At 54.6% G+C, this 22764-nt stretch carries 14 protein-coding genes; 2 read left to right on the top strand and 12 right to left on the bottom strand.

Annotation, left to right across the window (positions count from 1 at the left end; translation table 11 throughout):
- Positions 1 to 255: 255 nt before the first annotated feature.
- From BOC67_RS08480 to BOC67_RS08530, 11 genes are all read right to left on the bottom strand, one after another.
- Positions 256 to 825: an LUD domain-containing protein gene (locus BOC67_RS08480; protein WP_291909321.1), complete on the bottom strand. Its 570-nt coding sequence runs from the start codon at positions 823 to 825 to the stop codon at positions 256 to 258.
- Positions 809 to 2197 (bottom strand): lactate utilization protein B, encoded by a 1389-nt coding sequence (locus tag BOC67_RS08485; RefSeq protein ID WP_291909322.1) that lies wholly within the window; start codon positions 2195 to 2197, stop codon positions 809 to 811. Before BOC67_RS08485 ends, BOC67_RS08480 begins: the two co-directional genes overlap by 17 nt.
- Positions 2197 to 2934, bottom strand: a complete 738-nt coding sequence (locus tag BOC67_RS08490; RefSeq protein WP_291909323.1) for a (Fe-S)-binding protein — start codon at positions 2932 to 2934, stop codon at positions 2197 to 2199. The genes BOC67_RS08485 and BOC67_RS08490 overlap by 1 nt, the downstream gene beginning before the upstream one ends.
- 107 nt (positions 2935 to 3041) lie before the next feature.
- On the bottom strand, positions 3042 to 5261 hold the full coding sequence (locus tag BOC67_RS08495; protein WP_291909324.1) for a helix-turn-helix domain-containing protein: 2220 nt from the start codon (positions 5259 to 5261) through the stop codon (positions 3042 to 3044).
- 101 nt (positions 5262 to 5362) lie between these two features.
- Positions 5363 to 8695 carry a family 20 glycosylhydrolase gene (locus BOC67_RS08500; RefSeq protein ID WP_291909325.1) on the bottom strand — a complete coding sequence of 1111 codons (3333 nt, stop codon included), beginning with the start codon at positions 8693 to 8695 and terminating at the stop codon, positions 5363 to 5365.
- Positions 8695 to 9852 (bottom strand): exo-alpha-sialidase, encoded by a 1158-nt coding sequence (locus BOC67_RS08505; RefSeq protein WP_291909327.1) that lies wholly within the window; start codon positions 9850 to 9852, stop codon positions 8695 to 8697. Before BOC67_RS08505 ends, BOC67_RS08500 begins: the two co-directional genes overlap by 1 nt.
- A 16-nt stretch (positions 9853 to 9868) precedes the next feature.
- Positions 9869 to 11047 (bottom strand): AGE family epimerase/isomerase, encoded by a 1179-nt coding sequence (locus BOC67_RS08510; protein ID WP_291909329.1) that lies wholly within the window; start codon positions 11045 to 11047, stop codon positions 9869 to 9871.
- Positions 11010 to 13619, bottom strand: coding sequence for a sodium/solute symporter (locus BOC67_RS08515; protein WP_291909330.1), 2610 nt, complete (start codon positions 13617 to 13619; stop codon positions 11010 to 11012). The genes BOC67_RS08510 and BOC67_RS08515 overlap by 38 nt, the downstream gene beginning before the upstream one ends.
- A gap of 80 nt (positions 13620 to 13699) precedes the next feature.
- The gene (locus BOC67_RS08520; protein ID WP_291909332.1) at positions 13700 to 14620 is read right to left on the bottom strand and encodes a dihydrodipicolinate synthase family protein; all 921 of its coding nucleotides are present in this window, start codon (positions 14618 to 14620) and stop codon (positions 13700 to 13702) included.
- An 18-nt stretch (positions 14621 to 14638) separates the two neighbouring features.
- Positions 14639 to 16162 carry a SusD family outer membrane lipoprotein NanU gene (gene nanU, locus BOC67_RS08525; protein ID WP_291909335.1) on the bottom strand — a complete coding sequence of 508 codons (1524 nt, stop codon included), beginning with the start codon at positions 16160 to 16162 and terminating at the stop codon, positions 14639 to 14641.
- A 21-nt stretch (positions 16163 to 16183) separates the two neighbouring features.
- Complete coding sequence (locus tag BOC67_RS08530; protein ID WP_291909338.1) at positions 16184 to 19504, bottom strand: TonB-dependent receptor; 3321 nt, start codon at positions 19502 to 19504, stop codon at positions 16184 to 16186.
- A gap of 494 nt (positions 19505 to 19998) precedes the next feature.
- Between BOC67_RS08530 and BOC67_RS08535 the strand changes: the two genes are divergently transcribed.
- On the top strand, positions 19999 to 20706 hold the full coding sequence (locus tag BOC67_RS08535) for a FadR/GntR family transcriptional regulator (RefSeq protein WP_291909340.1): 708 nt from the start codon (positions 19999 to 20001) through the stop codon (positions 20704 to 20706).
- A 312-nt stretch (positions 20707 to 21018) separates the two neighbouring features.
- Here BOC67_RS08535 and BOC67_RS08540 read toward each other — a convergent pair whose 3' ends face one another.
- Positions 21019 to 21210 (bottom strand): cold shock domain-containing protein, encoded by a 192-nt coding sequence (locus tag BOC67_RS08540; RefSeq protein ID WP_073086969.1) that lies wholly within the window; start codon positions 21208 to 21210, stop codon positions 21019 to 21021.
- Positions 21211 to 21456: 246 nt separating this feature from the next.
- Here BOC67_RS08540 and BOC67_RS08545 point away from each other — a divergent pair, with 246 nt between their 5' ends.
- Positions 21457 to 22746, top strand: coding sequence for an MFS transporter (locus BOC67_RS08545; protein WP_291909345.1), 1290 nt, complete (start codon positions 21457 to 21459; stop codon positions 22744 to 22746).
- The last annotated feature ends 18 nt before the right edge of the window (positions 22747 to 22764 follow it).

The raw sequence follows: 22764 nt of genomic DNA on the forward strand, positions 1-22764 counted from the left end.
TCTCTCTACAGTCCGCTCTGGTAGCTGATCTAAAGTTGTGTTGCGATACATGGTCTTTCAATTTTTCTGGTTAGCAAATGCTGATGATATGGTCTAACGACTTGAATCACTTAGTTCGATATGGTTTTTTCTCAAAGCACTGAGTAGGAACAAACATTATACCAACAAATGGAGAGAGGGGATATTTTTTTGATAATATTAAACGCCGCGATCGCAACGTTTAATATTATCAAAAATAAAACAGCTATTACTTCATCACGGGGTAACCAGTACCAGCAAGCTTTTCGCGCCATGTGCGCCAAGTACGAGGGATTGTTCTATGTCCGCTGTTTTGGATGGACCTGCAATAAAAACACCGAAGCCTGTTTCGGGTCCGCCTATTTTTTTGTAGGCTTCATGCATGGTAGGTAATATATTTTTTTGGGAGATGATAAGCACGAGATGCTGTGTAATGAACGGCAGGGCGCGCACTTTCATTTCACGCTCCGATAACCATATGGCTCCGTTTTCGGCCACAGCCAGCTGACCCGGAACCAGCGCGACGTCCACATCTTCCAGGAGATGAGGATCTTCGTTTATCCATTCCTGTTGTATGGCTGTCCTCGCATCCAACGTTCTTTTTCTTTCAGGGAGATGTTTATCCAATGCGCGGATAATATCTTCTTCCCCGTTTACTTCTTCCACCACGGCGCCCAATCCTTCTACCACCCGCTTATAATCTTCGAAGGCTCCGGGCATATCCGACAAGCCTTCCAGCGAAGGCAACGGGGATGACTCCGGTTGATTCTTTTTAACTGCGTTTAATATATTATCCCTGCTGCTCATCTTTATTATTTTTTGCGTACCATTCGGAGAAAGACATTTTCGGCGGCGCCGGCATATCTCTTTGTTTATACCATGGATTGAATCCGTTGTTAACCATTCCCGGCATGGCTTTCAGCACCCAGCGTCCCATCTTGCCGGCGATTTTAAAGGTAGCCGGCGAAGATAATACGGCGGTCATTGCCTTCATGCCCATTTTTTTCCCGGTAGCGGCATAACCTTCCTGCACAATCACCTGCCGCCATTTATATAACTGCGTATGAATATCGATCTTAACCGGGCAAACATTGCTACAGGAGCCACAAAGTGTGGATGCGAACGGTAAATCCGCATAGTCTTTCATGTCCAGGTTCGGCGCCAGGATGGAACCGATTGGCCCTGCCACCGCCGTGTGATAGCTATGCCCGCCGCTGCGGCGATACACCGGGCAGGTATTCATACAGGCGCCGCACCGGATACATTTCAGGCTGTTCCTGAAATCTTCGCGGCCCAGCTGCCGGGAGCGGCCATTATCCACCAATACAATATGCAGCTCCTGCCCTTCCCGCGGCTGGCGGAAATGGCTGCTGTACGTAGTGATGGGCTGCCCCGTAGCGCTGCGCGCCAGTAAGCGCAGGAATACGCCGAGGTGCTCCCTTTTCGGTATGATCTTCTCGATGCCCATGCAGGCGATATGCACTTTGGCCAGGTGAGCGCCCATATCGGCATTCCCTTCATTGGTGCATACCACCATCTCCCCGGTTTCCGCTACGGCGAAGTTGACCCCGGTGATCGCTGCATCTGCCTGCAGGAATTCCTGGCGCAAATGCATGCGCGCGGCCGCGGTCAGGAATTGCGGATCTGCATTGCCGGCAGGCGTTCCCAGGTGTTCATGGAACAAATCCCCAATCTCTTCCTTCTTTTTATGAATACAGGGCAGCACGATGTGGCTGGGCGGTTCTTTCGCCAGCTGCACAATGCGCTCGCCCAGGTCCGTATCGATAACATCGATGCCGTGGGCTTCCAGGTGCGGATTAAGATGACATTCCTCCGTGAGCATGGACTTACTTTTCACCAGTCGCTTCACCTGGTGCTTTTGCAGGATGTCCAGCACGATGCGGTTATGCGCTTCAGCATCCGCGGCCCAGTGCACGGTAGCGCCGTTGGCGATGGCCTGCTGTTCGAACTCCACGAGGTAGTCGTACAGGTTACCGAGGGCATGTCTTTTTATATCGGAAGCGGCCTGCCGGAGCTGTTCCCAGCCATTTACCGACCAGGCCATGCGGTCGCGTTTTTTTCTTACCCACCACAAAGTTTCGTCATGCCAGTTGACCCGGGGTTCGTTTTCGTTGAACTTGCCGGCCAGCGTGGCGTGATCAGACGTATGACTGTTCATCAGATAGTATTGTTAAGGATTTCAGCGATATGCATTACGCGCAGCGGTTGCTTGCGGCGGTTGATAATGCCTTCCAGGTGCATGAGGCAGCTCACGTCCGTACCGGTGATCACTTCCGCTTCGTGCTTTACGTGATCGGCTACACGGTCGACCCCCATTTTTACGGACACGGCTTCCTCCGCTACGCAGAAGGTGCCGCCAAAGCCGCAGCACTCGTCCTTACGGTCGAGTTCCACCAGCTCCAGGCCTTCCACCATGCTGAGCAGCTGCCCGGGCTTGGAATAAGGCTGGTCCACCAGCTCGCTCATCTGCGCGAGGTGCAGGCCGCGCTGCCCGTGGCAGCTCTGGTGCAGGCCTACTTTATGCGGGAAACGGGCAGACAGGGATTGTACTTTGAGTACGTCCGTGAGGAATTCAGTCAGTTCGTACACGCGCTGACGTATGTGGGTAGCTGCGTCTTCCCTTGCCGGCTCGTGCAAATGCTCTTTAATATGGAGCACGCAGCTGCCGGAGGGGGCAACGATATAATCAAATCCCGAGAAGTGATCTACAAACAGGCTGTTGCAGCCGTGCGTAAGATGTTCGAAACCGGAATTGGCCATCGGCTGTCCGCAACAGGTTTGCCCTTGCGGATACGCCACCTGGCAACCCAGCTTTTGTAGTAGCTGTAACGTGGCTATGCCTACCTGCGGATAGAACTGGTCTATATAGCAGGGTATAAAAAGTCCGACTTTCAAAATGCTTGATTTATAAGTTGTCTGCAAATTTAGCGGGTGCAACTATAGTAAACCATGCATATTTTTACCGGTTTCTGATTTTATATTAACATCTTTGTGGTAATATTTTAATCTGCCAGGGTTTCTTCCCGCTGCTTACGCTGCATGTAAGCCTGTACTGCGCGGATTTGGGCAAAGCTGGCCGCATCCCCCGTGCGCTCCTTGATTGGCCCCGCAGCGGTTGCGCCGAGGTCCCGGATATGGTTCATAATGAGCTTCACGGTGCCTTCCGGTACAAATTTTTCCAGCTCTAACTCTCCCGCCTCTACGCATTGCGCCAGGTGCGATTCAATGGTGCTGAGGGCCAGGTTGCGCGAGGCGGCAATTTCCGCCACGGACTTCCCGCCGAGGAAGAGCTCCAGCGTGCCTTTACGGCTGCTGCCCTTTTCCACCTTGCCTTTGGTTTTGGCCAGCACTTCCGCCGCTTCCGCCTTATTGCGTTTGGCGAGGTAGTCCGTCAGGCCGGCGTTGAACTGCAGGTCCCCGTAACTACACTCCCACACCTGTGCGAGCTTGTTCCAGAAATCCGATTCCAGCGCCATCAGCTGCAGGTGGTATTTCTTGGCCTTGGCCTTCTTTACTTCCTCTATATGTTCCCGCAGGGGCAGGATCATCTCTTCATAGATACTTTTGGTAAAGTAGCCTACGGCTTTGGTGATACGCTCCGCCAGCTGCTCCGTTTCGCCGGTTTGGGCCACTACGTCCAGCAGCTGTTTGAGCTGGTTGGTGAATTTGGCGGCTACTTCCGCCTGTTGTACGATTACGCTGGAGAGGTAGCGGGTGATTTTAAGCGCCGCGTCGAAATCCGGCAGCTTTTTATCCTCTATCCATACGGCATGGGATTTAATGAGCGACTGCATCTTGTACCAGTCGAACAGCTGCATGAGGGCATTTGCCTGGAATTTTTTACGTTCCATTTCCAGCAGTACCACCAGTTCATTCGGTTCGCTTTCCCGGCGGGAGAATTCCACCACACGCGGGTCCGTCTTAATACTGCCAAACCCGATGCGGGAGTGCAGCACCAGGCCTTCCAGGGAGGTACAGCGGCTCAGCGCCACATACACCTGGCCGGCTGCGAAGGCGTAGCCCGCATCGATGATGGCCCTTTCAAACGTAAGCCCCTGGCTCTTATGGATGGTGATTGCCCAGGCGAGGCGGATCGGGAATTGCGTAAAGCTGCCGATTTCCTCCTCCTCGATGCTGTTTTCCTCTGCGTTGTAATGATAACGGATATTTCGCCAGGTTTCCTTTTCCAGCTTCATCTCCTCGTGGGAGCCGGACAAAACCAGCGTGATCTCTTCATCGTCAATTTCCTTGACGGTGGCGATCTTACCGTTGTAGTACCGGCGTGGCTGGGCGATATCGTTTTTCAGGAACATCACCTGCGCGCCTACTTTCAGTTGCAGGACCATCTCCGTCGGGAGGGCTTTATCGCTGAAATCCCCTTCTATCTTGCCTTCGAAGCGATAAAGCTTCCCTTCCATGGAATTGAGGCGGTAGGCGTTGATATCGTCCGCCTTACGGTTATGCGTGGTGAGCACGATGTACTCCCCGTCTTCCCCGGTAAACTCCGGCTGGTAGTACCCATTGAGCAGCTGCAGGTCCTGTGCTTCCACTTCGTTGTTGCGGATGCGGTTCAGCACATCGATGAAGACCTGCTCGTTTTGCCGGTATATTTTCTTCAGCTCGATGTACAGCGGGGTTTCGTTTTCCAGCGCTTTCGCATCGAAGAAGAAGGGAGAATTATAGTATTGGGAAAGCAGCGCCCATTCATCTTCCGGGATCACGGGCGGCAACTGGTACAGATCCCCGATGAAGAGCACCTGCACTCCGCCAAACGGCTGCAGCGGCTTGTTCCGGAAATGCCGCAGGATCTGGTCAATCGCGTCCAGCATGTCGCAACGCACCATACTCACCTCATCGATGATGAGGAGTTCCAGTTCCTGCAGGAGCGACTTCTTATCGTTCGTAAACCGGATGTTGCGGAAAAGCGAATGCCTGTCCGTACTGCTCACCCCATCGTCCGAAAAGCCTCTTTTCGTACCCGGGATATACGGGCCGAAAGGCAGCTGGAAGAAAGAGTGCATAGTCACACCGCCCGCATTGATGGCGGCTACACCGGTAGGTGCAACGATCACCGTGTTTTTGCGGGAATGTTCTTTTATATATTTCAGAAATGTAGTCTTTCCTGTACCTGCCTTACCTGTCAGGAAGATATGGCGGTTGGTCTGGTTAACAAAATCTGCCGCCAGGTGAAAGATGACATTTGCGCTATCTGGTTGGGCCATTCAGTGTCAAATTGAAACTGCGAATATAGGTATTTAGCGCGACACGTTGGGGGGGCTTTCGGGGGATATTTTCCCCCGAATGAAATTCAGCCGGCAGCGCCCTACAGGCGTGGCTCTGGGCGTAATTCAATACGCATAGTGCTCGCCGGCAACCCATCTCCATTCACCAGGTTTGCATCCGTAAAGGGCGACCAGCCATAGTACACCGCCCGGGTACCGGCAGGTACGGGTATCCGGATAACATGCCCTGTCATCACCGCATGCAGCTTCCGCCCGTCTTCCAGGGAAAATCCCCTAAGAGGCTGCCCGTCCGCCGTAGTAATGTTTTCTTTTTTATCATAGGTAAGAAAGGCAGTATCGCCCCGCAGCACTGCGCTTTCAGGCGCCGGGCCACGATAGGCCAGCCGGTATCCGTATGTACGCGCCAATGCCACGCGCGCCAGCCGGGTACCCACGGTGCGCTTGTCCGTAGGATGCACATCCGTCCGGTCCCCTACGTCGCTGGTGACGGCCATCCCCGCATACGGAATGCTATCCGCCATACGGAGCTGCTGCGCACGAAACAGCGGCCAGTATTCCGAATGATAACCTTTTTCCGTACTGATGCCGGACAGCAGGCAAAAATAAAAAGGCAGCTGCGGGGAATGCCACTGCGCCCGCCAGTCCGCCACCAGCAAAGGAAACAACTCCCCGTGCTGGATCACCCGCTCCTTACTCAGCGCGTTACTTTCGCCCTGGTACCAGATGATACCTTTTACCTGCATCTGCGTTAGCGGGGCTATAGCGGCCTCGTAGAGGAAGCCCGGCTGAAACGGGTGCCGGTAGCCGTATTCATTGGCAGGCAGCGAAATATTTTTTTGCAGCAGCGCATCCAGGTTTTCATGCGCGCGCTGAATGCACCAGGGTTCCAATGCTTTGTTGGTCCACCAATTGCCTGCGAACACGTTCCCCGCGTTATGATGGGCAGCCGCTCCGGATCGTAACCAGGCCTCCGCCGGACTACCCCCAACGGATATATTTATCAGTCCCACGGGTATATGCAACCGCTGCACTAAATTTTCCCCAAAATAAAAACCAACGGCGGAAAACACACTTGCTGTAACACTATCCGATACCCGCCAGCTGCCGCTGTAATACTGCTCCGGATGCAGGAAAACCGTATCCTTCACCGTATAAGGCACGTTGTAGGTGCTGGTATTTTTCTGCCGCTGCATTAACCGCAGCAAATGGTTGGCAGCCGCCGGCAGCGCGGCCCTGGCATGGGCCTCCTGCGCCATCGTAAACTCCATGTTGGATTGGCCCGCGCATACCCACACATCTCCGACCAGTACGTCATAACAACTGATCGTACGCCGGCCGTCCGTAACAGATAAGACTTGCGGCGTGGTATCCGCGGCAGATGCAGGCAGCACAGCCATCCACGCCCCATCCTGCTTCACCTTTGCCACGGTTAATTGATTGCCAAACCGGATCCGCAGCACCGTGCCCGGCAGGCCGGTACCGAAAATCTGCATGGGCTTATCCCGCTGTAACACCATATGATCCGTGAAGTAGTCCGACAGCGCAAAAGCAGGCTGCTGCAGCGGTACAAAGGTTCCCATCCACTTCACGGGATTCTGCCAGTCGGCCGCTTTCCCCACCGCGCGCGGCAGGTGCAACACCACCTCATTCCATCCCTTGCGAAAAGGAACCATGGAAGGCGGGCGGTATTCATAGCCTTCATCCGTCAGCGGAAACTCCCCTTCGCCCTTGCGGCCGGCATGCTGCCACTGCGGCGGCGGCACAGGCTGGCCGTTGACGGTAACCTGGCTGCCCTTGTTGTCCCAGGCGCCGGCATCAGGGGTATTGCTGAAATAGGAGCGGGACAAATTATTGAACCCAATCCACACGGGCAGCAGCGTGTCGCGATCCGCGTAAAAGCTGGCCGTAGCAGTCCATTGCAGGGTATCCAGCCCTGCGGGAATCAATCCCTCCACGAGCGGATGCCAGAAATGCCGCAGCACCAAAGTGCCGCCCCTTGCGGGAATGCGCGATACTATATTTCCGCGTGTATCCTTTCCCGTTAGCGTCCATTTCGTTTGCTGCGGCTGGTATGCAAAAGGCAGCCCTTTGAAATATTGTTGCCGGTGCGTGAGCAGGCGCTGTTCGAAATCGTCAAAATCCTTCACCATGGCGGCATCCCGGAGGTCCAGGTTGGCCTTCCAGCCGATAGTACCGCCGCCCCGCCAGCTGCGCTCTGCAAACGCCAGCATCGCGGGATATACCGGGTTCATGGCAAGTAAATCCTCCTCTGCAGCCACTTTGCGGTCATGCCAGAGGCAAATAATACCGCCCAGTACGTTTTGATCCGCACTAACGCGATCGCCTATACGGCGTTGGAAAATCGTGGGCACGCTTTCCAGCGGGTCCATATGATTGAGGTACAGGTGCCGGGAATCCAGGTAACGGGTATTTCCCCGCGCCGGCGCATCCCGCATCCATAGCTGGTGGATGGTAGTTGCCGGGATATTGCCGCCGGGGTCCCAACCGATGGTTTGCACGCCCATACCGTTGATCATGCGGATCATTTCCGGCAGGAAGTTGTTGTTGGTGATCTTCACCTCATCCCCGCCGATGTGCAGGTAAGGCGGGCGGAACTCCCGGATGAAAGCCGTTACTATGCGGCGTAAATAATGCATCCCGCTGTCCGACTGCATGTCAAACCCCGTCGCCCGCCGGAAGCCAGCGCTGTGGCCCGGCATGTCGATTTCAGGAACGAAAAGAATATGCCGTTCCGCACAATAGCGCATCAACTCATGGATATCCGCATTGGTATAATACCGGCCTTTCTGGCGCATCATATTGCTGTCCGCCGTCAGCGCAGGAAAGCCCGGCGCCTCCCAGCGCCAGGCAATATCTTCCGTGAAATGGAACTGGAATACGTTCAGTTTGTAGTCCGCCATTTTATCGATCTGCTGCTTCAGCAGGGGCATGGATTGGTAATTCCGCCCAACATCCACCATATAACCGCGCCACGGAAAGGCCGGACTGTCGGCGATCTCGCAGGCCGCAAATACGCCCCCCTGCAGCAGCTGGCGTAAGGTACGGCTGCCGTTGAACATGCCGTGGTCCGTTGCCGCCGTAATCACGATCTTCGCAGGCGTTACCTGTAGCGTGTACCCTTCCCCGTTAGTAATATGTTTGTTTCCTTGGAGAGAGATATTAGCGCCGCCGGCAGCGCCTGCGCGTACTTCGGCACGGATGCCTTTATCCTTCAGCCATTGCTGTAACTGCGCCGCCGTGGCTGCAAACCCACTATCATAGCAGATTTTCACCGCCTGGCGCAGGGGAAAACCGCCGGCCTGCCAATGCAGCGTTTGCGGCCGGGGAATCAGCGCGGGCCGCTGGGCGGACAATTGTAAGGATAAAAATAAAAGCAGGATCGTCCACCTCATCACTTCGCATTTACTTCCCGGAATACGATTTCGCTATACCCTTTGTATTCGTACAGTATCCCCAGGCGCTTGTTCCGCAGCAGCGCCAGGTCCGAATACGCGGTATAATCCCCTTTCCGGTTGTCCGTAGCCGCCACCGGGATGGTTACCGGCCAGGTTGCTCCTTCGTCATAACTGATGCGCACCGTGAGATGATTGCGCTGCAAGGTATCCGCCGCGTTGGCAAACGCCAGCACCGCTTTCTTCTTTTTCCAGCCGATGTTCAGGATACTGCCCTGGCATACGGGGTCCGGCAGTTGCGGATCAAAGTAGGTAGTATCCCAGGAGGCGCCGCCATCCTTGCTGATGCCTACAATGCGTTGCCGCTTCTCCCCTTGTTGGTTGCGCGCATTCAGCATGAGCCGGCCGTTGCTTAGCTCCGCCGCGGTGCATTCATTGGAGCCCGGCACAGGAAGCGTGGCCGCGAGGTGAAAGGTTTTGCCATGATCATCCGTATAAAAGCCGTGGGCCGCATAGTCCGTAAAGCGCGACTGCGGCGCGCCCTGGGAATGGTTGGCGGCAACGTATATGCGTCCCCGGTAGAGGCCCTGTGTGAACTGTAACGCATGCCCCGGCGTGTTGGCATAGCTGCGCCAATCCTCCGGGTAATCGTAAGCCGGGTTGGTCTGCGGCTGGCGCGGCCGGTGTACCTGCGCGGTAATATTCACCGGGGCGGACCAGGTTGCGCCGCCATCCGCACTCGTTATGTACCATACCTCGCGCAGCCCTTTGCCCTTGCGTACTTCCCCTTCATGGTTGTTGCCGGTGTTGTAGAAAAGAAAAATACGCCCTTTGGGATATTGCGGGTCCGTCAGGTCCACCACGGGCGCAGGGTTGCCCGCTTGCAGGCTGTCATAGTCCACTACCACCTGCAGGGGCGACCAGCTCTTACCGTTGTCCGTGCTGGTTTTCAGCACGAGGTTAATATCGCCGAAATCTCCCGCGTGGTTCACCCGGCCTTCCGCAAAAGCCAATAGCTTTCCATCCGGCAGGCTAACGATGGCGGGGATACGAAAACTCTTATAGCCGTCCGTACCGCTTTTGTACACGGTCACGGGCGACTGACTGCGGGCTATCAGGCCGCAGGCCAATAAAATAATTGTAAATAACTTGTTCATGTTCCAAATAAGCATACTAAATGAAGGATTGCAACAACCGGGCGCAGTACCACTCCTGCCGCGGCAGGTGGAAAGGCCCTTTGAATAAATTCCCTTTCAGGGTCACGCTCACGCGGCCATCCCGGTGCAGATAGCCGTACCATTCGCCGTTTGCCGCATCATGAAAATGTTGGTAGGCGTATTGATGAATCTTTGCATGCCAGTCCGCATACTTTTCATTTCCCGTCATCACATACGCCAGCAAGGTAGCAATAATTGCTTCATTTTGCGGCCACCAGAATTTCATATCCTGCCAGTATTCCTGCACGGGCTTGCCGTACACGTCCCGGAAGTAGAGGATGCCGCCGTATCGCTCATCCCAACCCCGCTCCCACATGTAGTCGAGCATGCGGCAACCGAGGCGGATCAGCGCCGGATCATTGTTGCGGTGGCGCGCTTCATGCAAGATAAACCAGGCGCCTTCAATGGCGTGACCGGGGTTTAGGGTACGGCCATCGAAGTGGTCGATAATACTGCCATCCGGCGCCACTTGTTCCATCACGCAGCGGATATCATCCTTCACAAAATCGTTTTCAATTTCGCTGATCCAGGCGCTGATCCGGGCATCGCAGCGCGGGTCGCCAATGGTATCCCGGAGCTGCTGCGCCGTGTTGATCATGATCATGGGCACGCCAATGCCTTTTGCCGGCCGCACATCCGTAAACTTGGGCTCCAGCAATCCGGGGGTGGTAGCGTAGGCAATGCATTTGCCGAAGAGCTCCCGGGCTTTGTCCGCAATCACCGCATCCCCGCTGGCTTTCGCATAAGCGGCCATGGCGATTACGGCAAAGGTTTCGGAAAAAAAGTAACGGCGTTTGCGGATGGGGCGGCCTTCCCGTGTAACGTGGAAGAACATGCGGCCATCCGTATCAAAGCAGTGGTTCAGCAAAAAATCGATACCTGTCTTAGCGCCATCCAGCCATTCCTGCCGGGGCTCCACGGTATTGTACAATGTGGCCAGCAGCCAGGCGGCGCGGCCCTGTATCCATACGGCCTTGTCATCATCCAGGAGCCGGCCCTGCTCATCGCGCATGAGGAGATAGCCGCCATATTCCTGGTCGATAGACCGTGGAAACCAGAATGGAAGCGTATCTTCCAGCAACTGGCTGTTATAAAACTCATACAGCGCGCGCAACTGTTCTTTCGTATATGCCATGTCTGATTTTTTTATCCGGGAAACTGAAGATCAACCCTGCCAGCACGCAGGCCACGAGGCCTGTGAAAGCGTACATCAGCAGGTGTATTTGCGTGTACCGCAGCAGCAGTACCTGTACCACGGCGCTCACTGCAAAACCGATGATAGCGCCTTTGGCCGTAGTACGTTTGAAGAAGATGCCCAGCAGGAACAGCCCGCCCACGGAGCCGGTGAACAGGCCCATGATGAGGTTAAACTCATCCCAAAGGGAGGTAGCGCCCCAGGAGGCCATCATCCAGGCCACCAGCGTGCCAAACAGGCCCACTACCAGCGTCACTATCCTGGCGGTTTTCAGGTAGTATTTATCCGCCCGGCCGGGCAGCTGCCGCCTGAAGAAATCATTTACCACCACGGTGGCCACGCCGTTTACGGAGCCGTTCAAACTCCCCATGGCCGCGGCAAAGATGGCGGTGATTACCAGTCCTGCTATGCCTTTGGGCAGCTGCGTCACAATGTACCAGGGGAAAATCGTATCCTGGTTGTTAAGCGCAATGTTCACCTGCGCGGGATGATCCCGGTAAAACAGGAACAGCAGCGTGCCGATGGCAAAAAAGATGATGGTAGACGGCAAGGTAAGCCAGGCGCCGAGTTGCAGGCTTTTCACGGCCGTCTTTTCATCCGTCGTGGTTAAATAGCGCTGCACCACCGTTTGATCGCAACCGTACTGGATGAGGTTGAGCGCGAAGCCGCCGATCACCACCACCCAAAAAGTGCTGCTGGTAAAATCGAAACGGAGGTCAAAAAGTTGCAGCTTTTGGTAAGCTTGTAAGGTATGCAGGTTATGGGACAGCGGATGATCCAGGTCCAGCGGAATCAGCACCAGCGCGAGCAGCGCGCCGGTCAGCAGGATGATGACCTGCACCACTTCCGTCCATATCACCGCTTCGATGCCGCCTAACACGGTATAGAACAAACTCACCACGCCCATAACGACGATGCTTGTTCGTACGTCTATGCCCGTTACAACGCTCAGGGCTATACTGGGCAGCAGGATCACGATGCCCATGCGGCCCAGCTGCAGCAGGATGTACATCATGGCGGCAATGCCGCGCACGCTGTAATTGAAGCGGTTTTCCAGGAACTCGTAGCTGGAAGTGACGCCCAGCCGGCGATAGAACGGGATGAAATAACGCACCACCACCGGCATGATCATGATGATGGTCATCAGGAGAAAAAAGTAAGTCCAGTCTGTAGCATAGGTCTTGGCAGGGATGCCGATAAAGGTAATAGCGCTGAGCTTAGCCCCGAATATGCTTAAACCCGTGGCCCATCCCGGAATTTTTTGCCCGCCTTTGAAATAGTCTGCCGTACTGTTTTGCTTCAGGCTGGTCCAGATACCGATGCCGAGCATCAGCACAAAATAGGCAGCCAGTAAGATATAATCCAGCGTGGAGAAGAAGGAGGGCCGGCTCACCACACCCCTGTACACGGCGGTGGTGCGGGTTCCGGGCTTTACCTCCCCGGAAGGGATGAATATTTCATCGTTCCATTTCACGGCGGTGGTGGTTACGGCCGCGGGGAACGGGAGGTCCGTTAATTTAGTCCATACGTCCGTAGCGGTATTGTACAGCAGCAGGCTCCTGTTGAAACCCGGGTGGCTGTGGAGCAGCGCCAGTTTTTCGTTAGCAATCCTGTCTTTTTCCGCCTGGCTGCCGGCGGCTTTGATGGCGGCGTTAAAGCTTTCGATGCGGTGGAACAGCTGCCCGTCGTCCCCGCCGGTGAGCAGGATGTAGGTGCTACCGTAGGGCAATGCCGTGCCGGCGGACCAATGCAGCATTGCTTTACCATCGCTGACGGGGCTGGCGCTGGTCCATTGGCCTGTTTTAGGCGTATAACGGTACACGTCCCCGCTGAGCTCACTGATGCCATTATTGGTAGCGGCTCTGCCGCCAATGGCGTATAGGCATGGGTATTCCCCGTTTGACTGTGTAACCAGTTGGAGATGGGAACGCACTGTTGGCAGGGAGGCTACCTGTTTCCATACCGGTCTGGCGGCGGCTACATCCATCATCCATACGGCGGCTGTAGGGCCGTTGAGCGTTTCCCCGCCGGCTAAGTACACCTGCGTGCCGAGTACCGCCGCTCCTGCGTTGGCCGTAGGTACAGGCAAGGCAGGGAAAGTGGTAACCGCCACACTGCCGTTCCATTGCAGCAGATACACCGCGGCGGACAGGCCGGCAGCGGTTTCCCCGCCGATGCACAATACGCCTTGCGGCAGCGTAACGCTGGCGCCGTAGGCCACTGGCTGCGGGAGGCGGTAATGCGTTGCAGCCTCCCAGGTGAACTGCTCCTGCTGGCGGGACAGTACAAATATTTCATCATGGTAAGCCTTCTTACCTCCCTCCCATGGCATAGCATCCGGGAAGTTGGCCCCGCCAGCCACCAGCAGGCGATCGCCGGCAATGCCCGCAAAAGCGCCGGCCACGCCGGGTTGCAGCTGGCCGGCCACCGACCAGGAGATGTGGTTTACCTCCTGTTGCTGCGCCCGCGCGTTCAATCCCCATAACATAATCAGTAACAATAAAATTCTCACGAAAAATTATTTTATACGGTGACAGCACCCGGCGGAAACCGGGCGCTGTTAACGATGGTTGCTTCAAAAAGAAGTGCTCCCTACTTGGAACAATACTCCCCAAACCCAAGCGCCGCCACCTCCGCCTGAAATGCCTCAAACTGAACCGGCGTCATATTCTTCACCGGCAGGCGAAACCCGCCGCAGTCCAGCCCGATCATTTTCATATAGGCTTTACCGGTAGCAATACCGCCATATTTGCCCAGCAGGCGAATCATGTCTATCGACTGCTGCTGCAACCGCTGCGCAAGCGCCAGATCCCCTGCGGCAAAAGCATCCATCAGGCGGTAATACAACGGCGCGGCATAGTTGAAAGTACTGCCCACGCCGGCTTTCGCGCCTACGGCCAGGGAAGCCAACAGGTTTTCGTCCCTGCCCCAGAGCATATCATATTTCTTATGTTGAAAGTTGATACAGCTTTGATAATCCATGAAATCCTCATGGGTATATTTCACGCCTGCGAAGTTGGAGATCTGCCCGTCTACCGCTTTCAGCAGGTCGGCCATCGCATACCCCACGCCCGTCAGCACGGGGATGTGGTAGTAATAAAACGGCATATCCGGCACAGCGGCAGCCACCATTGCGCAGCACTCTGCCAGCACCCCTACGCTGGCAGGTTTGAAGTAAAAGGGCGCCGTCAGCGATACGGCGTACAGCCCTTCCTGGCGGGCATGCAGGGCCTGGTCTATGCAGTCCTGCAAACTGGTGCCGCCTACCAGCGTCATGATTTTAAAATCTTTATCGCCTTTGGCGGCAGCGGCCCAGGCGCTGGTCACCAGCATTTTTTCCCGGCTCGTGGTGGACACGCCTTCGCCGGTGGAGCCGTTAATAAAAGCGCCGGTGACGCCATTCTTCTTCAGCATGGCATAATAAGCCGGTATCAAATCCAGGTTCAGGGAACCGTCCGGATGCATGGGTGTAAACGGCGCAGCAATCAATTTGCTCAAATGCTCTATCGTCATATCTGTAATTTAAAAATGCTAAAACTGCGCATATCCGGGCGTTTGCACCAGGCTGCGGTTATTGGTGAGGGAGTTGCGGTCGATTGGCCAGAGCAGTTTATACGCCTCGGCAGATTTGAGCGTCGTGTATTTATACACGTAGTTGTCGCCCATGCGGCGCAGGTCGTACCAGCGCTTACCTTCAAACACGAATTCCAGCAGCCGCTCCCGCAGCAAGGCTTCCTTCGCATCCTTATCCACCGCCTGGTTCGGGTAGGCGTAAGCGTTAGTGTAATTACTGCCATAGGCACGCGCTCTCACTTTATTTATCTCGGCCGCAGGATCTTCGCCCAGCAGCACTTTACTTTCTGCCAGTAATAACAACAGATCCGCGTAGCGGTAAATGGGAAAATCATTGGTATAAGCCCTGGCGCCGGCATTCTGCTCGCCCTGGTACTTTTTCGCAAATGCGCCCACGATGGAATAGCTGCCCCCTGTTTTCGTATAGGCGGGCTGGATAGTAGCATATTTGCGGCTATCCGCATCGCTGTACTGCCTGAAGGTGGCCACCCGCACGGGCGCGCGGAGCAGCCCTCCCCAGTTGTCCGTAGCCACGTCGAACTGGCGGTTCGCAAGGGAATCGTAGAAGTTGGCGATCAACCCGGATTGCGGCACAAACTGCCCCGGTACAAAGCCGATAGTAGCTTCATTCAGCTTATAGCGGATGGCAAAAATCATTTCCTTGTTGCCCTTGCTGTTGCTGCTGAAAACATCTGCGAAATTATCCATCAGCCCCAGGGATGGCACATTGGTTTGTATATCCGTCAACGCGTTTTTTGCTACGGTGGCATCCGCAGCGCCGCCGCCCCGGTAGCTGGTCCAGAGGTAGGCCTCCGCCTTCAGCATCAGCGTGGCCGCTTTGGACCAGAAGCCTTTCTGGTTGCGGAAGGAATAATCAGCCCCGAAGTTGCTGACAGAGCTGTCGATATCCGATTTGATCAGCTTCATCACTTCCTCAGCAGGACTGGCCGCTTTCGCCAGGTTGCCAATATCGACACTGGTCGACGGCGTGGTAGTGATGATCACATTGCCCCAGCTGCGCAGCAGCTGAAAGTAATAGAACGCCCGCATACCGTAGGCCTGGCCCAGGTAGTAGTTCCTGTTTGCCGGCGTGAGCAGGCTGGTAGCCGTCGTTTTGCTGATCAGCAGGTTCAGCTGGTTGATGTTGAAGTAAAACCCGCCGAAGTTGCTGACGCCCGGCGCATCCAGGTCCATCGTCTGCAACCACATGCGCTCCGCCCCCTGGGTGGCCTCGCCTGTAAAAGAGGGGCCCAGCACGGTTTCCGTACCGAATATATCCGAGCGCATTTCTCCAAGCGATTGAAATGCGCCATTGTTATTTCTAAACGCGGCATGCACGCCGGTTACAAAGGCGTCAAACTGGTCCGGCGTTTTCCAGTAGCTCTCATTACTGAGGGAGCTGATGGGCGTGAGGTCCAGCTTGCCGGAACAGGCCTGCATCAGCAGGGCTGCTCCTATTATAGCGATGATCTGTTTTTTCATATGCTGTAGAATTTGGAAGGTTTAGAACGTCACCTGTACGCCCAGCACAAAGGACCGTGGCGTAGGATAAGTACCTGCGTAAATGCCGCTGATGTTACCGCTGCCATCTACCGGCGCTTCCGGCGAAGGGCCGCTGAAGTTGGTTAAATAAAACAGGTTGTTGCCGCTGATGTACAGCCTCGTGGCGGACAAAGCGTGTGTGCGTTGCAGTAAGGACTTCGGAAACTCGTAGCTGAGCGTTATTTCGCGGCAGGCGAGGTAATTCCCTTTTTCGTAAAAGCGGGAGTTGTTGCCATTCAGCACCTGGTTGGCGTTGTTGGCGCGGGTATAGTTTTGCTTGGAGCCCGCCACCTGGTCCGCAAAATAGACTTTTGGTATATCCGTTACCGTATTCGCGGGCGACCATGCCTGTTTCTGTAAATCGATGTAGTTGAAGGTACCCTGGTAGTTGCCCAGCGTGCGCGCCACGAGGTCGTTATAGATGGTATGGCCGGTAGCGAAGTCGAACCGGCTGTACAGCGACACGCCTTTGTAGCTCAGCGTTGCATTAAAACCACCCGTCCACTTAGGGAAGATGTTGCCAAGGTACACCTGGTCGCGGGAATCGATGGTATCGTTGCGGTCCTTATCCAGCCAGTTTACATCTCCCGGCGTAATGCGGCCATTGGCGCCGGCGGCGAGGTTAGGGCCGGTAATTTTAGCGACGGCATCATAGCGGTTGCCGGCAACGGCTGCCACTTCCTTATCATCCCGGAAGATGGATACCTGTTTGTAGCCGTAGATATCGCCGAGCGACTGCCCTTCCTGCAGGCCGCCTACCCATATGACTTTGCCGGAAGCTTCGTCATAGACCTGGAGGCCGCCCTGGCGGTTGTTTTCGTTGCCGTTGTACGGCAGCTGGAGAATTTTATTTTTAACGAAGGAGGCATTGGCGCCAACGCTGAGCCGCACCCCGCTTTTGGATTGCAGCACGGTCGCATTCACTTCAAACTCGTATCCCTTGTTCTGGAACGTGCCAAGATTTGTTTTCACAAAATCGAATCCCACGTAGCTGGGCAAAGCCAGGTTGGTCAGCAGGTCCGACGTTTTGCGGTTGTAATAATCAAACAGCAGCGTGATGCGGTTGTTGAGGAAGCCGAGGTCGATCCCCAGGTCCGTGGTTTTACTTTTTTCCCAGCGCAGTTCAGGATTGGCCATGCCCGTGTTGAGGAAGCCCGCGTTGCCGTTGTAATTCGTTTGCAGGCTATACACGCCCTGCACGTCGTACCGGCCGAGGCCCGCCACGTTACCGTTTACGCCGTAGCTGGCGCGTGGCTTGATGGTGCTGACGATGTTGGCGATGCCGAGATTTTTATAGAAAGGCTCGTTGTGCAGGTTCCAACCGAGGGACATGCCGGGGAAGAAACCGGAGCGGTTGCTTTTAGCGAGGCTGGACACGGCATCCTGGCGGAATACCAGCGTGAGCAGGTAACGTTCGTCGTAGTTGTAGGCGAGTCGCCCGAAGGTAGAAAGAATGCGGTATTCCGAGCGAATCGTATAGTTATTATTCGGATCGGAGGAAGAAGTAGTTGGATTGAACGTCGTAGAGGCGTTGGCGGTAGGAATATCGTCCGTTGGCGCGTTGATGCCGTCTACCTGCAGCCCGAGGGATTTGATGCCGAAATACTCCGCGCCCACCATAGCGGAGAGGTCGTGTTTGCCGAAAGCTTTGGTATAGTTGAGGATGCCGTTGTATTGCGTTTGGAAGTCGCGCCCGAAGCCGGTGATGGACTCCCTCCTCGTATTACTGAACGATGGCGGGTTGGCGAAGATGTTCGCATAAGTTTGCGTGGCCTGCTGGAAGGATTGGTTCAATCTTTCGAACAGGTACATATTGGCCGTACCGCGGAAGTAAAGGCCAGGCAGCAGGTCCCACTTCACGTAGGCGTTGGCGGAGATGCGGTTAGCTTCCGCGCTGCGTTTCGTTTTTTGCAGCCAGTAGAGCGGGTTGCCGTCCGCTACGCCGTTACCCGGGTTGGGTAAGGTTTTGGCGGAATCCAGCCATGGGTTGAAGGTAGGCCAGATGGCCATGCTGCGGTAGAGCGAGTTCACTTCCCCTGCCAGCACGCCCAGTTGCGATGCGGTAGACATGCTGACGCCGGTACCTACTTCCACGTTGGGCTTCACTTTATAGGAGCCGTTCACATCCCCTGAAAACCGCTTGTAGCCGGAGCCTACGATCACGCCGTCCTCTTTATAGTAGTCGAAGCTGGCGTAATATTTTCCCTTGTCGTTACCGCCGGTTACGTTTACGTAATGGTCCTGCGTGTAGGTATTGCGGAAAACGATATTTTCCACTTCTCCCCCATGGTCTTTAAAAATGATGGTACCGCCGTAGGGGTCGCCCACGGTATCCCAGCCTTTGCTGAGGAGGTTGGCGGTGCTGCTGTTATACGGCCGGATGTCGAACGTGGCCAGGTCCGCCGGGTTGGTGGAAAGCCCCATCCCGCGGGAGGTGTTCACCTGGCTGAGCGTACGGCCGGCGTTGAGGTAGCCGAGGCGGGTATAGTAAATAAAATCTTTCGCGCCCATGTAGCGGTAGCCTTCGCGGGCTTTGTTGTAGCCGCCGGTGAACTTATAGGAAACCTGCGCTACACCGGCTTTTCCCTGTTTGGTGGTGATGAGGATAACGCCGTTGTTGGCGCGGGCGCCGTAGATGGCCGTAGCGGCGGCATCTTTGAGCAATTCAATGCTGGCGATATCTTCAGAGGGCACGTCCGCAAAGGATCGCACGACGCCGTCCACGATGGTGAGCGGTGCGCCCGGGCTGTTGATGGAGGCGCCGCCGCGGAGGATGATGACCGGCGTTGCGCCCGGCTGGCCGGTGGCGGTAACTACCTGCAGGCCTGAAACGGTTCCCTGCAGGGCGCTGCCCACGTTGGCGCGGGGCGCGTTGGCCAGTACTTCCTTGTCGAGTTTGGCGATGGAGGTGGTGACGCTGCGGCGGGACTGCGTACCATAGCCGACTACCACCACTTCATTCATTTTCTGCACATCCGCTTCCAGCCTGACGTTGATCTCGGACTTGTCCGTCACCGGGATTTCCTGCGGCAGGTAGCCGGTGTAGCGGATGACGAGTGTTTCGCCGGGATTGACGAGCAGGGAGTAGGTCCCGTCCGGGAGTACCTGCGTGCCCCTGTTGGTCCCTTTTACGCTGACGGTGGCGCCGATGAGGGGGGATTGATCTTCGCGGGACTGTATGCGTCCCGTGATCTTCCGCGACTGAGCCAGTGTGGTAGCGGCATAGCATAGGCCTATCAGTAGTAACAGACCTGTTTTCTGGTTGATAAAAAAGCGCTTCATAACGGACATTTAGAACTTCAGTAAAAGTATTATGTATAACATAATGCAGTCTAAAAGTAGGAAAGAAATTTAAATAGGCAAGTATTTTTTTCTTTTTTAGTTTGGGCAAATCCCTTTATTTTTGGCGGAAAATGTCTACAGTAGCGGGGATATCGGGTTTTAAAAGCCGGTATAAGCGGAAATGAATTAAGTATGACATTAAATAATTTTTTAGTTTTAGGGAGAGATCTGGTGACGCACTGAGTATAGAAACGGCAGTGATAAGGAGTAGCGAGGCGGAAAGCCGGTGGAACGTGGACGTACAAGGAGACTGTCCGGGTTAAACGCTTAAAGGAGGGAAAGGCCGCTGCATTTAAGGCGGGTATTTCGCAATGAAAACAGGCCGCCCCTATCGAATACTTTTATCACTTAAATAAACGGAGGTACTTACTTTTACCACATTAACATAAACAACATAACACCCAACTTTCATCTAAAAATCAAGTTCAACATAAATGAGTCCCCTGGAAATAACTAAGAATCTGCAATCGATAGATACCAGCTCGCTGGTAGATAAAGTAGAACGCAAGCTGATTGAACTCCTCATCAGCAAGGACATCAAGGTAGGCGATTCCATCCCCAAGGAGCTGGAATTAGCAGACGTACTGGGGGTGAGTCGCACCGTAGTCCGGGAAGCCCTCACCCGCCTCAAAACCCTTGGGCTGATTGAAACCAAAAAGAAGCGCGGGGCCGTACTCACCAACCCCGACCTCACCGGCTTGCTCGAAAAGAGCCTGTACCCCGAAATCATGGATAAAAACACCCTCCGCGAGATATTCGAAATGCGCCTGGCCCTTGAAATAGGGATGGCGGACTTTATCATGGAGCGGGTAACCCCGGAGGATGTAGCGGCTTTAAAAGCCATCGTGGAAGACGAGCCGGCTGTGGCGGACCAGCACCTGTTCCAGATAGAGCAGGAAATCCGCTTCCATGGCAAGCTCTATGAGATCAGCGGCAACCAGGTACTGAAACGCTTTCAGCAGATGCTGCTGCCGGTGTTTGATTATGTGCATAAGAGCGGGCTGCTGAAAAAAATGCCGAAAACGAAGAAGTTCGTGTCGCATAAAGGGCTGGTGGAGATTATTGAAAATGGGTCGGCGGAGATGCTGCGGAATGCGATGCGGAATCATTTGGAGAATCATTTCGCGCGGATATTTGAGTAGGGCGGGTGGTTGCTTGCAAAGGGCGGGTGGTTGCTCGCAAAGAGGCATAGGGAGCAAAGGGCGCAGAGGGCGGGTGGTTGCTCGCAGAGGGCGGTTGGTAGCTCGCAGAGGGGCATAGGGAGCAAAAGGCGCAAAGGGTGGGTGGTTGCTCGCGAAGGGCGGTTGGTTGCTCGCAGAGGGGCATAGGGAGCAAAGGGCGCAGAGGTGGGTGATAGCAGAGGTGGATGAAAGCAACGTTTAAGGAAGACATAAAAAAAAGACCTGCCGGGGACGGCAGGTCTTTTCAATTACCAAACTATTATCGGAATAATGTTATGCTAATCTTACGTTAACAGCATTCGGGCCCTTTCTACCTTCTTCCACGTCGAATACAACGCGGTCGTTTTCGCCGATGCTTTCTTTAATACCAGATACGTGAACAAAGATTTCCTGATTCGTACCTTCGATTTTAATGAAGCCAAAACCTTTAGTTTCATTAAAAAATTTTACAACACCTGTTTGCATTTATTTAATTTTTAATAGTGAACGTATTCTCGCCTATTATAACTCAGCAGGCTCACTGCGCAACTAAAAGAAAAAAGTGGAAAGCTGATCGGGAAGTGATGATCACAAACAGAAATGCAATTCAATATTCTTAAGAAGCGTTACGAAGATAGGTGTAAAATGCTTACCATCCTAATTTTTTTCTATTTTAACATAACCTTGCACGGAATAGACATTTTAACGTTTTAGATATACATTTGTAAGTATATGAAACATCCTGATTCATGGCGTATAAAGGCCATCCTGACTGGTTCTGCCGGAAATATGGTAGAATGGTACGATTGGTACATCTATTCCACTTTTTCATTATACTTCGCGCCGGTATTCTTCCCTAAAGGCAATTATACAGCCCAGCTGCTCAATACAGCCGCCATTTTTGCCGTAGGATTCCTCATGCGCCCCATCGGTGGATGGATGTTTGGTACCATCGCCGACCGGAAAGGCCGCAAAACCGCCATGACGCTCTCTGTACTCATGATGTCCTTCGGGTCCATGCTCATCGCCTTTACGCCCGGATATGCCCAAATCGGCATTGCGGCGCCCGTCCTCCTCTGCCTGGCACGCCTCCTGCAGGGCCTCAGCGTAGGCGGGGAATACGGTACCAGCGCCACCTACCTCAGCGAAGTAGCCACGGCCGACCTGCGGGGCTTCTATTCCAGCTTCCAGTACGTGACCCTCATCGGCGGCCAGCTCCTGGCACTCGGCGTGCAAATGCTCCTGCAAAAAGTTTTCCTGACGGCGGATGAGCTGCACCGCTGGGGATGGCGCATCCCCTTTGTCATAGGCGCGCTGCTGGCATTCTACGTGCTGTACCTCCGCAAAAACATGCACGAATCCACCGCCTTCCAAAAGGAAAAACCATCAAAAGATAAAGGTTCTGTAAAAATACTCTTCACCCAACATCCACGGGCAGTATTAACCGTGGTAGGACTTACCCTGGGCGGCACCGTAGCGTTTTACACCTACACCACCTATATGCAAAAGTTCCTCGTCAACACCGTCCATATGAGCATCGAAAAAGCGACTACCGTCACCTTTTTCCTGATGCTGATCTATGCCTGCCTGCAGCCGCTGGCGGGCTGGCTGTCCGACAGGATCGGCCGCAAGCCCCTGCTGATGGCCTTTGGCATACTCGGCGCCCTCTGCACCGTGCCGCTGCTCACCACGCTGAGCCATACGGATACCGTCTGGGGCGCCTTCTGGCTCATCCTCGGCGCACTGATCATCGTCACCGGCTATACCAGCATCAATGCTGTAGTGAAAGCAGAACTCTTCCCCGCCGAAATCAGGGCACTGGGCGTCGGCTTCCCCTACGCGCTGACCGTAGCGGTTTTTGGCGGTACGGCGGAACCGCTCGCCCTCTTCTTTAAGCAACAAGGGATGGAATCCGGTTACTATTGGTACGTTACCGGCTGCATTTTTATCTCTCTATTGGTATATATCACCTCGAAAGACAGTAAAAAACATTCTTACCTGGATAAGGAAATGAAGGCGTAAGACCGGGCCTTATGTCAA

This window comes from Chitinophaga sp. CB10 (genome assembly GCA_001870995.2).
Classification (GTDB): domain Bacteria; phylum Bacteroidota; class Bacteroidia; order Chitinophagales; family Chitinophagaceae; genus Chitinophaga.

What these genes read in the sequence shown, in the direction of transcription:
- BOC67_RS08480 (WP_291909321.1), bottom strand. Translation starts at nt 825, where the DNA reads ATGAGCAGCAGGGATAATATATTAAACGCAGTTAAAAAGAATCAACCG.
- BOC67_RS08485 (WP_291909322.1), bottom strand. Translation starts at nt 2,197, where the DNA reads ATGAACAGTCATACGTCTGATCACGCCACGCTGGCCGGCAAGTTCAAC.
- BOC67_RS08495 (WP_291909324.1), bottom strand. Translation starts at nt 5,261, where the DNA reads ATGGCCCAACCAGATAGCGCAAATGTCATCTTTCACCTGGCGGCAGAT.
- BOC67_RS08500 (WP_291909325.1), bottom strand. Translation starts at nt 8,695, where the DNA reads ATGAGGTGGACGATCCTGCTTTTATTTTTATCCTTACAATTGTCCGCC.
- BOC67_RS08505 (WP_291909327.1), bottom strand. Translation starts at nt 9,852, where the DNA reads ATGAACAAGTTATTTACAATTATTTTATTGGCCTGCGGCCTGATAGCC.
- BOC67_RS08510 (WP_291909329.1), bottom strand. Translation starts at nt 11,047, where the DNA reads ATGGCATATACGAAAGAACAGTTGCGCGCGCTGTATGAGTTTTATAAC.
- BOC67_RS08520 (WP_291909332.1), bottom strand. Translation starts at nt 14,620, where the DNA reads ATGACGATAGAGCATTTGAGCAAATTGATTGCTGCGCCGTTTACACCC.
- nanU (WP_291909335.1), bottom strand. Translation starts at nt 16,162, where the DNA reads ATGAAAAAACAGATCATCGCTATAATAGGAGCAGCCCTGCTGATGCAG.
- BOC67_RS08530 (WP_291909338.1), bottom strand. Translation starts at nt 19,504, where the DNA reads ATGAAGCGCTTTTTTATCAACCAGAAAACAGGTCTGTTACTACTGATA.
- BOC67_RS08535 (WP_291909340.1), top strand. Translation starts at nt 19,999, where the DNA reads ATGAGTCCCCTGGAAATAACTAAGAATCTGCAATCGATAGATACCAGC.
- BOC67_RS08540 (WP_073086969.1), bottom strand. Translation starts at nt 21,210, where the DNA reads ATGCAAACAGGTGTTGTAAAATTTTTTAATGAAACTAAAGGTTTTGGC.
- BOC67_RS08545 (WP_291909345.1), top strand. Translation starts at nt 21,457, where the DNA reads ATGAAACATCCTGATTCATGGCGTATAAAGGCCATCCTGACTGGTTCT.